The 13,291-nt window shown below is 65.2% G+C and carries 13 protein-coding genes, 2 tRNA genes and 1 pseudogene; 13 read left to right on the top strand and 3 right to left on the bottom strand.

Annotated elements, in window-relative coordinates; all coding sequences use genetic code 11:
• Positions 1–6 precede the first annotated feature (6 nt).
• Complete coding sequence (locus NO366_RS01595; RefSeq protein ID WP_256532566.1) at positions 7–1,152, top strand: tRNA (guanine(26)-N(2))-dimethyltransferase; 1,146 nt, start codon at positions 7–9, stop codon at positions 1,150–1,152.
• 565 nt (positions 1,153–1,717) lie between these two features.
• Here the strand turns inward: NO366_RS01595 and NO366_RS01590 are convergent.
• Positions 1,718–1,788: transfer RNA gene (locus tag NO366_RS01590), tRNA-Gly, on the bottom strand.
• A 132-nt stretch (positions 1,789–1,920) separates the two neighbouring features.
• Between NO366_RS01590 and NO366_RS01585 the strand changes: the two genes are divergently transcribed.
• The 4 genes from NO366_RS01585 to NO366_RS01570 all read left to right on the top strand — a co-directional run bounded on the left by NO366_RS01585 (position 1,921) and on the right by NO366_RS01570 (position 5,409).
• Complete coding sequence (locus NO366_RS01585; RefSeq protein WP_256532565.1) at positions 1,921–3,219, top strand: hypothetical protein; 1,299 nt, start codon at positions 1,921–1,923, stop codon at positions 3,217–3,219.
• Positions 3,220–3,352: 133 nt separating this feature from the next.
• Positions 3,353–4,015 (top strand): DNA protection during starvation protein, encoded by a 663-nt coding sequence (gene dps, locus NO366_RS01580; protein WP_256532564.1) that lies wholly within the window; start codon positions 3,353–3,355, stop codon positions 4,013–4,015.
• Positions 4,016–4,095: 80 nt separating this feature from the next.
• On the top strand, positions 4,096–4,461 hold the full coding sequence (locus NO366_RS01575; RefSeq protein ID WP_256532563.1) for a 2Fe-2S iron-sulfur cluster-binding protein: 366 nt from the start codon (positions 4,096–4,098) through the stop codon (positions 4,459–4,461).
• Between the two features lie 153 nt (positions 4,462–4,614).
• Complete coding sequence (locus NO366_RS01570; RefSeq protein WP_256532562.1) at positions 4,615–5,409, top strand: NAD+ synthase; 795 nt, start codon at positions 4,615–4,617, stop codon at positions 5,407–5,409.
• Positions 5,410–5,466: 57 nt separating this feature from the next.
• Here NO366_RS01570 and NO366_RS01565 read toward each other — a convergent pair whose 3' ends face one another.
• Positions 5,467–6,183, bottom strand: a complete 717-nt coding sequence (locus NO366_RS01565; protein ID WP_256532561.1) for an enoyl-CoA hydratase/isomerase family protein — start codon at positions 6,181–6,183, stop codon at positions 5,467–5,469.
• A 59-nt stretch (positions 6,184–6,242) separates the two neighbouring features.
• Here NO366_RS01565 and NO366_RS01560 point away from each other — a divergent pair, with 59 nt between their 5' ends.
• From NO366_RS01560 to NO366_RS01540, 5 genes are all read left to right on the top strand, one after another.
• Positions 6,243–6,980 (top strand): DUF7114 family protein, encoded by a 738-nt coding sequence (locus NO366_RS01560; protein ID WP_256532560.1) that lies wholly within the window; start codon positions 6,243–6,245, stop codon positions 6,978–6,980.
• A gap of 117 nt (positions 6,981–7,097) precedes the next feature.
• A tRNA-Thr gene (locus tag NO366_RS01555) sits at positions 7,098–7,169 on the top strand.
• An 86-nt stretch (positions 7,170–7,255) separates the two neighbouring features.
• On the top strand, positions 7,256–8,521 hold the full coding sequence (locus tag NO366_RS01550) for an RNA-guided endonuclease InsQ/TnpB family protein (protein WP_256532559.1): 1,266 nt from the start codon (positions 7,256–7,258) through the stop codon (positions 8,519–8,521).
• 524 nt (positions 8,522–9,045) lie between these two features.
• Positions 9,046–9,300 (top strand): hypothetical protein, encoded by a 255-nt coding sequence (locus NO366_RS01545; protein ID WP_256532558.1) that lies wholly within the window; start codon positions 9,046–9,048, stop codon positions 9,298–9,300.
• Between the two features lie 598 nt (positions 9,301–9,898).
• Positions 9,899–10,492 carry a hypothetical protein gene (locus NO366_RS01540; RefSeq protein WP_256532557.1) on the top strand — a complete coding sequence of 198 codons (594 nt, stop codon included), beginning with the start codon at positions 9,899–9,901 and terminating at the stop codon, positions 10,490–10,492.
• Between the two features lie 9 nt (positions 10,493–10,501).
• On the opposite strand, the pseudogene NO366_RS18570 reads toward NO366_RS01540, so the two are convergent.
• Positions 10,502–10,630 (bottom strand): annotated as a pseudogene (locus NO366_RS18570) (HalOD1 output domain-containing protein); the annotation flags it as partial.
• Positions 10,631–11,264: 634 nt separating this feature from the next.
• Between NO366_RS18570 and NO366_RS01535 the strand changes: the two are divergent.
• The 3 genes from NO366_RS01535 to NO366_RS01525 all read left to right on the top strand — a co-directional run bounded on the left by NO366_RS01535 (position 11,265) and on the right by NO366_RS01525 (position 13,257).
• Positions 11,265–12,104, top strand: coding sequence for a TrmB family transcriptional regulator (locus NO366_RS01535; protein WP_256532556.1), 840 nt, complete (start codon positions 11,265–11,267; stop codon positions 12,102–12,104).
• 71 nt (positions 12,105–12,175) lie between these two features.
• Positions 12,176–12,841 (top strand): helix-turn-helix domain-containing protein, encoded by a 666-nt coding sequence (locus tag NO366_RS01530; RefSeq protein WP_256532555.1) that lies wholly within the window; start codon positions 12,176–12,178, stop codon positions 12,839–12,841.
• A gap of 56 nt (positions 12,842–12,897) precedes the next feature.
• Positions 12,898–13,257: a DUF7344 domain-containing protein gene (locus tag NO366_RS01525; protein ID WP_256532554.1), complete on the top strand. Its 360-nt coding sequence runs from the start codon at positions 12,898–12,900 to the stop codon at positions 13,255–13,257.
• Positions 13,258–13,291: the final 34 nt, after the last annotated feature.

Here is a 13,291-nt window from a genome sequence, read left to right as displayed (position 1 = left end):
GCCGGTATGCGTGTATCGGAGGGCGGGATCGAACTCGACGTTCCGGCCGAGTCGACCGAGGGCGTCGAGGCACCGGTGTTCTACAATCCGGGTCAGGAACTGAACCGCGATCTGACGATCGCACTCCTGCGGACGTTTCGAGAGGAGCGCGAGTCGCGCGCTCGGACGTACCTCGACGCGATGACCGCCAGCGGCGTTCGGGGGATTCGTGCGGCGGCCGACGGCTGGGAGGCGACGGGCGTCGACAGGGACGAGCGTGCCGTCTCGCTCGCTCGCGAAAACGCGTCACGGAACGGCGTCGAGGAGTCGTTCTCGGTCGTCCGCGAGGACGCGAACGCGTTCATGTACGGGTGCGGCCGGGATATGGATTCAGCGCTCGACGTGATCGACCTCGATCCGTACGGTACGCCGATGCCCTTCGCCGACGCGGCGTTCGCGAACGCGCGCAACCTGGTCTGCGTGACGGCGACGGACACGGCACCGCTGTGCGGTGCGCACCTCCAGAGCGGCATCCGATCGTATTCGGCAGTCCCCCGGAACACCGAGTACCACGCGGAGATGGGCGTTCGGACCCTGCTCTCGGCGCTCGCACGGACTGCCGCGCGGTACGACGTGGGCGTCACGCCCCTCTGTACGTACGCGCGCAATCACTACGTCCGGACGTTCCTCGAACTGGACCATCGTGCGAGCGCGGCGGATTCGACGCTCGACGCGCTCGGCTTCCTCGATCACTGTGAGGACTGTCTCTTCCGGACGGCCACGCGGGGATTGATCGCCGACCCGGTCGAGCAGTGTCCGATCTGTGGCGGGAAACGGGTCCTCACCGCCGGGCCGCTCTGGCTCGATTCGTACCGAGACCGCGAGTTCGTTCGCTCCGTTCGCGATCGGATTCCGGAATCGTTCGGGACGGCGGAACGCGCTCGCGACCTGTGTGAGACGGTAGCTGGTGAACTCGACGTGCCCCATCACTATGACCAGCATCGCCTGTGCAAGGAGTGGTCGCTCCCGGCCAACGCTATGGACGACTTCCTGGCGACCTTGCGCGCGGCCGGATACGAAGCGACGCCGGCCCACTACGGCGGGACGACGTTCAAGACCGACGCCGACGTCTCCGAAATACGGGCTGCGACGGCGGACGCGCTGGGGTCGTGAGTACGTCCCCGCTCGATCGGCCCCTCGACAGGGCCGGTAGCGACCCGCACGAACCAGTCGATACGCGGCGGCGAACGCCGCCCGTCGTCGCCGGGACCGCCACGCTCACCGGTCGCGGCGCCGGAGGCGAACGCGACTCGCCGCCGCCGAGCGATTCGTTCACCACTCGATTGCGACGGTTCCCGTCACCGTCGCTCCTCACGACCGTGTGCCGACCGGGAATTGAACCACCTGAAGACGGTCGCTCACTCCGTTCGCGCTGCGTCTTCCGTAGTTCAATTCCCTTTATTGCGCATCCGCTCGTCACGTCCGTTCCTCGCAGGATGCGCCGACCGGGAATTGAACCACGCCCAGACGGTCCTGCTCGCTTCGCTGCGCGGGCTGCGACTGGTCTGATTCAATTCCCTTCGTAGCGCAGACACGCCTCTCACGTTCGTTCGAGGCGGTATGCGCCGACCGGGAATTGAACCACCTGAAGACGGTCGCTCACTCCGTTCGCGCTGCGTCTTCCGTAGTTCAATTCCCTTTATTGCGCATCCGCTCGTCACGTCCGTTCCTCGCAGGATGCGCCGACCGGGAATTGAACCCGGGCTATTAGCTTGGGAAGCTAATGTCCTACCACTGGACCATCGGCGCTCCGTGTACGTAGGGATACGGGATTCATCCCTCTTCAACGAACCGCTTTCGCGGTGACGGATCCGGAGTCGTGACCGTCTCGGTTGCTGTCAACTGCGAAAACCATTGGTGCTGCGCGTTGGAGTCGGTGATATGCGACGCAGAGCCTATCTATCGTGTATCGGCGCCGCGGGGGTCGGCGGCGTCGGGGCGGTCGGGCCCGACCGATCGGAGTCGGCTCCGTCGGGGTCGATCGAACGCCTGGGATCGCCCGACCCGCTCACCGTAACCCCGAACTCGGCGGTTCTGTTCGAGGTCGCCGTTCCCGACGGCGTCGATCCGACCGCCGTCGACTGGGACCTCGACGAACTGTCCGGTGGTCCTCTCCTGGATCTGTCCTTCGTCACGGGAACCGCCGTCAGGTCGGCCCGGTTCGAATCGCGGGGAACCTACACGTTGCGCGCCAGTCACGACGGGACGACCGTCGAGTGGGAGGTGACGGTGGCCGACGACGGCCGCGACCCCCCGCGGATCGACACGCTCTCGACGACGCCGTGTCCCGACGAGACGGTCGGCGTTTCCGATTCGGTCGCGGTCGTCGCGGACGCGATCGACGACGAAGCCGATCTCGAGCGCCTCGTCTGGGTCGAGGGACGCAATTACACCGTCGTCGCGATCCACGAGATCGAGGGTGGATCGGACTCTTCGACCCTCTCGCTCGAGGAGACGCCCCACTGGATCGAGTACGGCTATCCGACCGTGGCGTACCCCGTCTGTGCGGACGGCCGTCTCGGAGCGGGCGCCACCAGCGACGGGCCGGCGGTCCGCCAGCCGTTCGCGCTCGATGTCGTCGAGACGAACGCCCCCGTGACCGCTGGCGACCGGTTCGAGGCGACCGTCTCGGTCGCGAACGTCGGCGACATGATGATGGTCGGACCGAACACGCAGGCCGTCCGCCTCGTCGTCGGCGACGAAGTCGTCGACAGCCGCTCAGTGACGCTCGACTGGACCGAGTCGACGACGATAGCGCTCGGGTACGAGACGTACCCCGTCGAGCAGGACGTCACGTTCCCGGTCCGCGTGGAGTGTTCGGACGACGCCGTCACGCGCGAGATCGACGTGACCGCCGATGACTCGAGCGGCGGTTCCGAGCGCGGATCGCTCTCGGTCTCGATCGCGGGAACCAACGCGCCCGTGACCGGCGGACAGTGGCTGTCGACCACAGCGACCGTCTCCGCGACCGGCTCCGGGTCAGCGTCCGGTCCCGTCGAACTCGTCGTCGGCGGCGAGGTCGTCGGCTCGACGGCGGTGGACGTCCCGGACGGCGGGCGGTCCACCGTCACCCTCGGCTACTCGACGTATCCCGTCAGGCAGGACGTCACCGTCACGCTCGTTGTCCGAACACCGGACGACTCGGCCTCGACGTCGGTCCGCGTCTACGGTACGGGGTGAGGGGTCGAACGCGAGGCGGCCGGAAGCGGTGTCGACGGCGTCGATCACCGGACGCGACACCCAGGCCGGTGTGACTGTCTCCGTCGTGACGGTCTACCATCTAAGTGTCGCGTTGTGGGACGACCGAACACCGATGTCCGACGACAAACCTCACGCCTCGGGCTCGATCAGTCCCGGCGATACGAGCGAACGGGTCGGGATGGCCGTGCTTCGCGAACGCGGTCTCGATCCCGAGGAACTGCGCGAGAAACTCATCGACGCGATCGGCGCGGAGTTCACGACGTACTACTATTACACCAACCTCCGGATGCACCTCGCCGGACACGAGGACTACAAGGAGATCACCGAGGACGCCCGCCTCGAAGACCGCGCGCACTTCGAACTCGTCGTGCCGCGGGTGTACGAACTCGGCGGTCACCTGCCCAACGACATCCGCGACTTCGCGGATCGGGCGTCCTGTCCGGACGCCGGACTGCCCGTCCCCTACGACGACGAGAGCGGGCAACTCGACATCACGACTCTCACCGCTGAGGACGTCCTCGAAGTGCTACTGGAAGCCGAACGGTGTGCGATCAGAACCTGGACGGAGATCTGTGACATGACCCGCGACGTCGACCCGCGAACGTACGACATGGCCTCGCGGATCCTCCAGGAGGAGATCGAACACGAGGCCTGGTTCGTCGAACTCCTCTCGATGGAGCGCGACGGCGAGATCAACCCCGCCGGCCACTTCGTCCGCGGCGAACCCGGTGACGCCCCCTACTCGACGAACCGTCGCTTCAACGACAGCGCGTAGGCGACGGTCCAACGGTTCGCCGGGTCCACGGGATCGATCGTGACCGACACGCACAGTGCCGTCCGCGGCCGGGTTCACCCGTGACCAGCTACGAGGTCGAACTCGTCGCGCCGGGAGACTGCGACGTCGAGGGGATCGACTCCGGCCGGTCCGAGACGATCACGGTCGACGAAGACGAGTACGTCCTCTCTGCCGCCCGCCGACAGGGGGTCTGGCTCCCCGCAGACTGCCAGCAGGGTTGGTGTACGACCTGCGCCGCCGAGTTGCTCGCGGGCGAGGTCGACCAGTCCGACGCGACGCGCTACTACGACGTCGACCGCGAGGCCGACATGATCTTACCCTGTACGGCCAGACCTCGGTCGGATCTCCGCCTCAGAATCTGCCAGATGGACGAACTCAACGACCTCCGCGCGGCCAACAGCCTGCCGCCTGGCCGGTCGCGGTGAGCGGGCACGGACGGTTTCTGACGGACGTGCTCGTACTGCCGGCGTCCGGCGGGGGCGTGACGAACAACCGGGGTAATTGCACCGTATTGGACGTACGTCCACGAATATCGAGCTGACGGAGGCTATTTGGTCGGCGACGGCAAACGACGTGACATGCTCGACCTTCGATTCTCGGCAGACGAACTCGCGACGCGCCGGACGCACATCGTCGGGTTCGTCCGCGACCAGGTGGACGCCGCAGGCGTCGACGACGCCGTCCTCGGCCTGTCCGGCGGTATCGACAGTACACTGACTGCGTACCTCGCGACGGACGCCCTGGGATCTGAGCACGTCCACGGCCTGGTCCTGCCCGCGGTGGTCAGTGCCGACGAACACATGAGCGACGCCGAGCGCGTCGCCCAGGACCTGGGGATATCCTACGACGTCATTGAGGTCGAACCGGTCGTCGACGCGCTGCTGTCGGCCTACCCCGAGGCCGAGGGCGACCACCGTGCTGTCGGAAACGCCCGCGCTCGCGTTCGAGCGGTGTTCAACTACCTCGTGGCCAATCACGAAGACCGCCTGGTACTCGGAACCGGCAACCGCAGCGAGGCGGCAGTGGGCTACTTCACCAAGTACGGCGACGGTGCCGTCGACTGCCACCCGATCGGGACCCTCTACAAGGCCCAGGTTCGCCAGCTCGCCCGCCACGTCGGCGTTCCGGACGACCTGGTCGAGAAGACGCCGACGGCCGAACTGTGGGCCGACCAGACCGACGAGGCGGAACTCGGGATGGACTACGACACGCTCGACGCGATCCTCGCGACTCACGTCGACGGCCCGCTCTCGGTCGCGGCGACCGCGCGCGAACTCGGCGTCGACGAAGAGACCGTCGCGCACGTCCGCGCGCTCTACGAGGCGAGCGAACACAAGCGAAACCCGCCGCCGGCTCCGGATCCCATCGAGTGAGCCGGGCAGCCGGGCTCGCACGGACGGCCACGGAACCGTCACATCGCGCGCCCCACGTCACTCCTCGCGAAGTGCCCGAAGGTCGTCTCGGTGACGCTCGACGCACTCGCCGAACGCGGTCGCCTCCCGACGCTCCTGCGACGTGAGTTCGTCGCGGTCCCGGATCCGGTCGGCGAGCACCGCCACCGTCTCGGTCGGATTCCCGGCCACTTCCGTCGCGACCGATTCCGGGTCGGTGACGATACGACTGATCAGACCCACGTCGAGTGCCGTCTCGGCGTCGATCGTCCGCCCGGAGAGCGCGAGATCGAGCGCTGTGCCCTCGCCCACGATGCGGGGAAGTCGGACGGTCCCACCCCACGCGCCGAAGAGGCCGAACGTGACGCCAGGTTCGCCGAAGGTCGACCGCGGCGTCGCAACCCGGAGGTCGCAGGCCAGCGCGAGCTCCAGGCCGCCGCCCATCGCTGGACCGTCGATCGCGGCGACGACGGGCGTCTCGCTCGATTCGATCGTCCTCGCGACGCGCTGGCCCAGGCGGGCGAACGCGTTGCCCGACTCGCGGTCGAGGTCGGCTACAGCGTCGAGGTCCGCACCGGCGCAGAAGGCCTCGCCCCCTCCGCGGAGACCGATCACGGTCACGTCGTCGCGCTCGTCTGCGGTCTCGACCGCCGACGCGAGCGCTTCGAGCCCAGGGGAGGTGAGTGCGTTTCGCGCCGCCGGTCGATTCAGCGTAATTTCCAAGACGCCGTCTCCACCTGGATCCGTTTCGATCATACCCGGTCGAGGAGGCACTTTCCAAAGGTCTTTGCGTCCGCCGCCGCAACTGCCCGCTGATGGATCGGGTCGCCAGGTGTCGACGAGTCGCCCGCGATGCGGTGTCGGACGTCTCTCCGCCGCCACTTCGTCGTCGGCTCTACGAGGAACTAGACGCGTACGCGCTCACCCCGGCGGTGCTCACCGTCGAGAGTGCGCTCGCGGCCGCGCCGCGAACCGACCCCGGGTCGGTCCGCTCGCTCGCTGCGGGGACGCAGCTCATTTACGTCGGGCTGGCACTCACGCGAGAACTGGCCCGCGAACCGCCCTGGTCTGACGCAGCCGTCTCGAGCGACGACACGTCGACGGACACGACCCCGGCATCGCCGGCTGTCGATCGGGCTGGTCGGCCGGCGTCCGAACCCGACGCCGAGGCGGATCTCGCGATCGTCGCGGCCGACGTCCTCGTCGCTCGCGGTTTCTCGTTGCTCTCGCGGACGGACGCCGCCGACCGCGCCGTCGAGACCGTCCAGCGATTCGGCCGCGACCAGACGGCCCGGGAGGACGCCGACGATCCCGTCGCTGTCGACGCCCGCCTCGAGCACGACGTCCTTCACCTCGCGGTTACCACGGGCGCCGCTGCGGTGTCCGAACCGCCGACCCCGGCGATGGTCGATCTCGCCGACACCCTCGCCGATCGAACCGACGCCGCGGTCCCGCCCGTCGAGAGCTGGCTCGACGCGACGGACGCCGCGCCGGCCGACGGCCTCGCCAGCGACGGCGGCGCCACGGACCACGTCTCAGAGGGCATCGAGTAGACCGTCACGGTCGCGGAATCGACCGCCCGAGGCCGTCCCGCGTCCCACCAAACCGCGCGACGCCGCGGCACCGGATCGAAACGGATTTACCTGCATCCGAGCAACACCAAGTTGCGCGCCTGGGTAGCTTAGCGGTAAAGCGCGTCCTTGGTAAGGACGAGAGCGCGGGTTCGATTCCCGCCCTAGGCTTGGAGCGAAGTTTCTTCTGCTCCTCGCCTACAACAACATCCGCCTATCGTAGCAACTTTTTTACAAAGGGGTGGCGTATTGAAGTCGTGGCGTCCGAGGAGTATCTGCGCCGGACCGCAATCACTCGCCTCTCGGTAACTCCTAGTCAGAAGGACCGTATAGAGGAAACGCTCGACGAGTGGCGCCAGGGCGCAAACATCGCGACGGAGATCGGTTGGCGCCACACCGAAACGAGAAAACGGAAACTGCAATCACTAGCGTACGATTCTATCCGGGAGAACACCGCTCTCGGGAGCCAGCACTCCATTCTGGCCTGCTTCCAGGCCGCTCAGGCACTCTCCGGAACGCTCGACCAGAACGAACGGATGGCCACCCGTTCGAAGCCAACATTCACGGCTCCGACGATTCCGTACGATAAAAATTCGATGACGGTGTTCGACGACGGTACCGTGTCGTTGAGCACGACCGATGGCCGAATCAGACCGGAACTGGTTCTCCCTGAATCGACGGACGGATATCAATACGCGTACCTCGACAATGACGAGTGGTCTCTCACAGAATCGAGACTGACGGCGCGAGATGACGGATACTTTCTCCACCTCGGGTTTCGGAAACGGAAACCGAAACTCGCAGATCAGTCTGCCGAGTGCAGGACAGTACTCGGAGTCGATCTCGGGATAGAGAACCTCGCCGTTACCTCGACTGCCACCTTCGAATCGGGGCGCAAACTTTCACACGAACGACGACAGTTCGAACGCGTTCGACGAGAGCTCCAGCGAGCGGGAACCGAGTCAGCCCATCGTACGTTGTGCGAGCGAAACCGTCGTGAAGAGCGATACACCCGTGCGTATCTCCATCAGGTCTCGAACGCCGTCGTCGAAGATGCGATAGCGACGAGCTGCACTCACATCGCGTTCGAAAATCTGACGCACATCCGCGATTCGATGCCGGGTGGTCGAACGTTTCACCAGTGGGCCCACCGACGGCTCGTCGACTATGTTCGTTATAAAGCGACTGAACACGGTATCGACGTGGTATTTGTCGATCCGGAATACACCTCCAGGAAATGCCACGAATGCGGACACACGAGCGAACGCAACCGTCCGGAGCGAGACCACTTCTCGTGTGAGGAATGCGGAACTACGGCACACGCAGATTACAACGCAGCGAAGAATATCGGCTGGAGACATGTCCGTCACGGGCTTCAGAACTCGGGGCGGACGGGCGACGGCCAACTCGCCCTGAAGTCGGGGACGGTGAAACCGAATGACGGGTTCGTCCCGTACTCTGCACAAGAGTCCGAGGTGGAGTCCACCGACAAGCCCCACTCGTCAACGGAATCCGTTTCGTAGACGGGGCAGTTGGTATCCCGGCCTAGGCTTTCTGCGACGAACGTTGCGTGGTTCGGAGTGAAACGGGAACCACGAATAGTGAACTGCAGCGACACGAACGGACGTTCGGAGCGATGAGCCAGACCCGGATTTGACGCACGCGAGTTGCAGCGCCGAGTATCTTCTTGCTCACAGAGCGATTGGAGAATCGTCATTCATCCACTGTAATATACTCGGGAAAATATATTGATTCTACACACTCACCAGTAACTATATTACCTATCACGTCAATTACCCGCACGGAAGCCACGCGCTCCGCTGGGGGTAGAAATGCCCCGGGTGTAGTAGCACCCGAGACGTGGCTTCCAAGAACCCTTCACGGGGTTTCTGGCAGCCATGATTGCGTACACACCACCACGACAAAAAGGTCTCGCCCGCTCTCGGTCTAGAGAGTTGAAACGCTATCCGTCGCTGACTTTCGATTCTCGGGATTGGGGGCCGAGATCACTCGGGTGGCCAGCGGAATCTTGCCGCGGTGATCTCGGATGAAATCCGTCGAATCGGCGAGCGGCGGGGCCGGCGAGGCGCCTCGCATCCGCGAGTGCTATCGGTGTGATCGTGACGTGGCCCGCCCGTTCCTCTTTCGGGTCACCGTCGAGGTGCCCGAGATGCTCTCGGAGACGTACGCCGACGCCGAACGACTCTGCTGTGAGCACTGCGCCGCGGCGATGAACCTCTCGAATTTCTCGCGGCGGATGAAGACTGGCGCCCGGCGTGACGACGACCCATCGGACGGCTGAGGTCGACTCCCGTCTCGGTCGCTTTCGGCGGCTGACACAGCACATAGGCTCCTGACGCGGACGCGATTGCCAGTTTCGGCGCGATGGCTAGTCCCCGGCGTGATTGCCAGAGTCGGAGTGACAACCAGTTTCGCGTCGTTTGGTGCCGACGTGTTCCGGGCGCAGGTCGCGAGACAGGCGCCGGACCGTCGAGTCGACCGTGGCGTGGCCGACCCGCGATACCTGGTTGCCTCGACAAAGACGAACGCCTTCGCGACGAGTCGCCACCTCCGCTTGACCCCTGACGGACGCTATATCCGCCCGACTTGCGACCGACGCTATAACCGCCCGATGTACGCACCGCCAGTGAATCGGTAGCACTCACCGCGAGCATCAGTTTCAGTATCCGTCATTCGCAACCACCGTGCGGACCGATGATACTTCGTCGCACGGCCGTCTCGATCGATAGTGGCCCGTCGAGGTGCCGACCGGCAGTCGTACCGCTCGCGAGCCGAGATCGTGTCTCTGCGGACGAAACGCGTCGTCGGACCCGCTCGCCGACCGACGGGTGCACCGGCCGGTTCGAAGCCACCGACGAATTCGATCCGGAGGATTGACCATGTCGACGATCGACCGCCCGTCGACCCACCGCGAGGAACTGGGAGTCCTGTTCGACGCCGCGAGCGAACGCTTCGCGGGGATCGCCGCCGTCGTCTTCCTGGGAGCGCCGCTCGTCGCCTACCTCTCCGGCGACCCGCGCGGCCTGTTCTACGTCCACGTCGCCCTCGGCGCCTTCTGGTTCGGACTCGACTTCTTCTTCAAGTTCGTCCTCGGGCCGTCGCTCGAATCGGTTTCGGACGACGCCGCCGCGGCCGTGAACGCGACACTCGTGCCGAAGCTGGTCGTCGTCGCCGAGCCACTGAGCCTCGGCGTCGTCGGTTCCGGGATCGCCCTGGCCGAACTGATGGGCTACTGGGCGGATCCGTCCGTCTGGCTGTGGGGCTCGCTCGGAATCGGGATCGCCATGCTGGCCGTCGGGTTCGGACCGATCCACTTCCTGACGACCAGGCTAGCCGTGGAACTCTCGATGCCCGATCCCGACGCCAATCGGATCGACGCGCTGTTCGGGCGGACCGTCCAGTGGGGGCTGGTCCAGACCGTGTTGATGCTCGCTATCATCCTGATGATGACCGGTCTCCGCTGGCAACTCTGAGTGTTCCGATGCGAGTTCGTCGAGCGCGTCGACGTCGACCGTCTCGTGTACCGGCGTCACGTCGAGCGGAGCCGTGCAGAGCAGCGTGGCGACGGTGTCGACGACCGCGACGTGGGGTTTTCGATCCGACGCTCTCACCTCGACTCGCCGCTCGGACGGCGTCGACTCCTCGGCCGGAGACGGCGTGTTCGACGCATCCTCGTCGTCCGTATTCGTCCCTGTAAGTGACTGTCACCGCGGTTTCGTACGTCGTCGGTTGGGCGTGGGGACCCGTCCAAGTCCCCAGTGCGATGTACCCGATGGGCCGTCCCTATCAGTGACGTGACAGGGGTATCTGCCAGGGACGCTTCCTTGTCGTGATAAAACGAGTGACTGACTTGTCGTGGTCCTGTCGCGTTCGGGTCGTGGGGGTTGTCCGATCGAGCGGGAGCTCATGGACGACGTATCTGGCAGGGAAAAGCCGACGTGATGCCGGCTCGACGCACGCCGACAGTGTGGTTGGGACCCAGCTGCTGACGTGCGCCAGGTACCAGTTCGAAGGGTGGCCATATATCTTTGTTGTGATTAAGTGAGTGAACGATGCTGCCCGTCGATCTATCGAGTCCGACCGACTCTCATGGTCTGTCCGTTCGACCCGGTGCAGTCGAGTGCGCCAGGCTCGTCTCCGACGGACGGGCGTCCGGCCGACGAAGAGGCAGAAGGGAAACGTCTTTCCGCTGGAGGTTGTTTCGTCGAACGAGCTATCGACGATCGGTAGCCCGGGTTGGGACCCATGGAGGATCTATCGAATCAGCAGCAGGCAGTCGAACTGTTACAGGAACTGGGACTCAAAGAGTACGAGGCCAGGGCGTTCGTCACCCTGATCCGACTGCCGCGTGACGGGACGGCGAGGGACGTGAGCGAGCACTCGGAGGTCCCCCGGACCAGGGTGTACGACGCGATCCGCGTCCTGGAGAAGTCCGGGCTCGTCGAGGTGCAACACGCGAATCCTCAGCGGTTTCGCGCCGTTCCGATCGACGAGGCCGCCGAGACCCTCCGGTCGACGTACGAGTCCCGGGCGGAGCGACTCGCGGCGTCGCTTCGTCGGCTCGAACCGGTTGCTGCGAGCGACTCGGAGACGATCTCGCAGGAGATCTGGGCACTATCGGGCGAACGAGCCATCGCGAACCGGACGAGCCAGTTGCTGGACGACGCCGACGACGAGATCGTCCTCGTCATCGGCCACGAGTCGATCGTCGCCGACGACCTGGTAGAGCGGATCCGTCTCGCCCAGCAGCGGGGCGTCACGGTTCTCCTCGGTACGATATCGGGCGGCCTCGAGGAGACGATCCAGGCGCGCCTCCCCGAGGCCAACGTCTTCGTCTCCGGTCTCGAGTGGCTCCGTGGGACGCCGGACGCCGACGACACGAAGATCGGTCGGCTCCTCCTCGTCGACCGAAACACGATCCTCGTGAGTTCGTTCACCGGGCGTGGTGGGTCACTGGGTGCTCACGAACAGGCCGTCTACGGCGGCGGCTTCGACAACGGCATCGTCGTCATCGCGCGGCGGTTGATGGCCACCGGGCTCTTGCCGATCGACGACCCGGGGGCGTCGCCGGCGGACGGGTCGTGATGGCGCTCGGCACGGTTCGACCGGGTTGGGGCGGCACCAACCCTATACCTCTAGCGAGCGGTGATTCGGGCATGGCCACCGAAGCGACGGTCACCGTTCCGGCAGAGCAGTTCCCGCTGGGAACGATCTTCGAACGGCTCCCGGGAGTGACGGTCCAGCTGGAGCGAATCATCCCGGCGAACGACGTCGTGATCCCCTACTTCTGGGTTCGGGGGACCGACGTCGACGACGTCGAGGGCGCGTTCGACGATCACCCCGGCGTCGAAGCGATCCGATACGTCGATTCCGTCGAGAACCAGCACCTGCTGCGCGTCGAGTGGAGTCTCGAGTACGACGGCATCTTGCAAACGCTGATGGAGACGGGCGTCCCGCTTATCTCGGCAGAGGGGACGTCCACAGAGTGGCACTTCGACGTCAGGGGCGACGATCGGGAGGATATCGCCTCGTTCCAGAGGGGCTGTCGTGAGCGCGACATCCCGATCACGCTCACGAAACTCCACTCGCTCACGCCGATCGACGCCGAGGCCGAAGTCGGACTCACGGACGCACAGCGGGAGGCGCTCGTCCTCGCGTTCGAGCGAGGATACTTCAATACGCCGCGAGACGTGACGATGACGGACCTCGGCGAGGAACTCGACATCTCACACCAGGCCGTCGCGTCCCGACTCAGGCGGGGAATCAGTCACATTCTCGGAGAGACGCTTCCAGATTTGCGACCGATGGATTCTGTCACGTAAAAACGGGTTGGATACTCAAAAGCAGTGACGAACCCCCTCGATACCGTATACCGGGTATGGTTGGGACCTACAACGAGTTCGACGCCGCTCTCGAACTCTGTACGGATGCACACCGTCGCATCGTTCTCGCGGAACTGATCGATCACCAGGAGTCGCTGTCGATCGACCGTCTCGTGGACGCGATCGTCGAACACAATCATCACGTCGATCCCGCCTCGGTCTCCGGCGAGACGACGAACCGTATCGAGATCTCACTCGTACACGCACACCTCCCGAAACTCGCAGATGCTGGATTCGTCGAGTACGACACCGATGATTGGCAGGTGATGCCGACGGAGCGCTTCGACCGCACTGCGCCTGCCATCGCGTCGATCCTCCAGATCGACCCGGAATTCGAGTCTTCTTTCTCTCTGTAGGGGCCGGCCCAGAAATCGACGGGCGCACGAATCG

The sequence above is a fragment of the Halovivax cerinus genome (genome assembly GCF_024498195.1).
Taxonomy (GTDB): domain Archaea; phylum Halobacteriota; class Halobacteria; order Halobacteriales; family Natrialbaceae; genus Halovivax; species Halovivax cerinus.
This window is presented reverse-complemented; position numbering and strand designations above follow the sequence as displayed.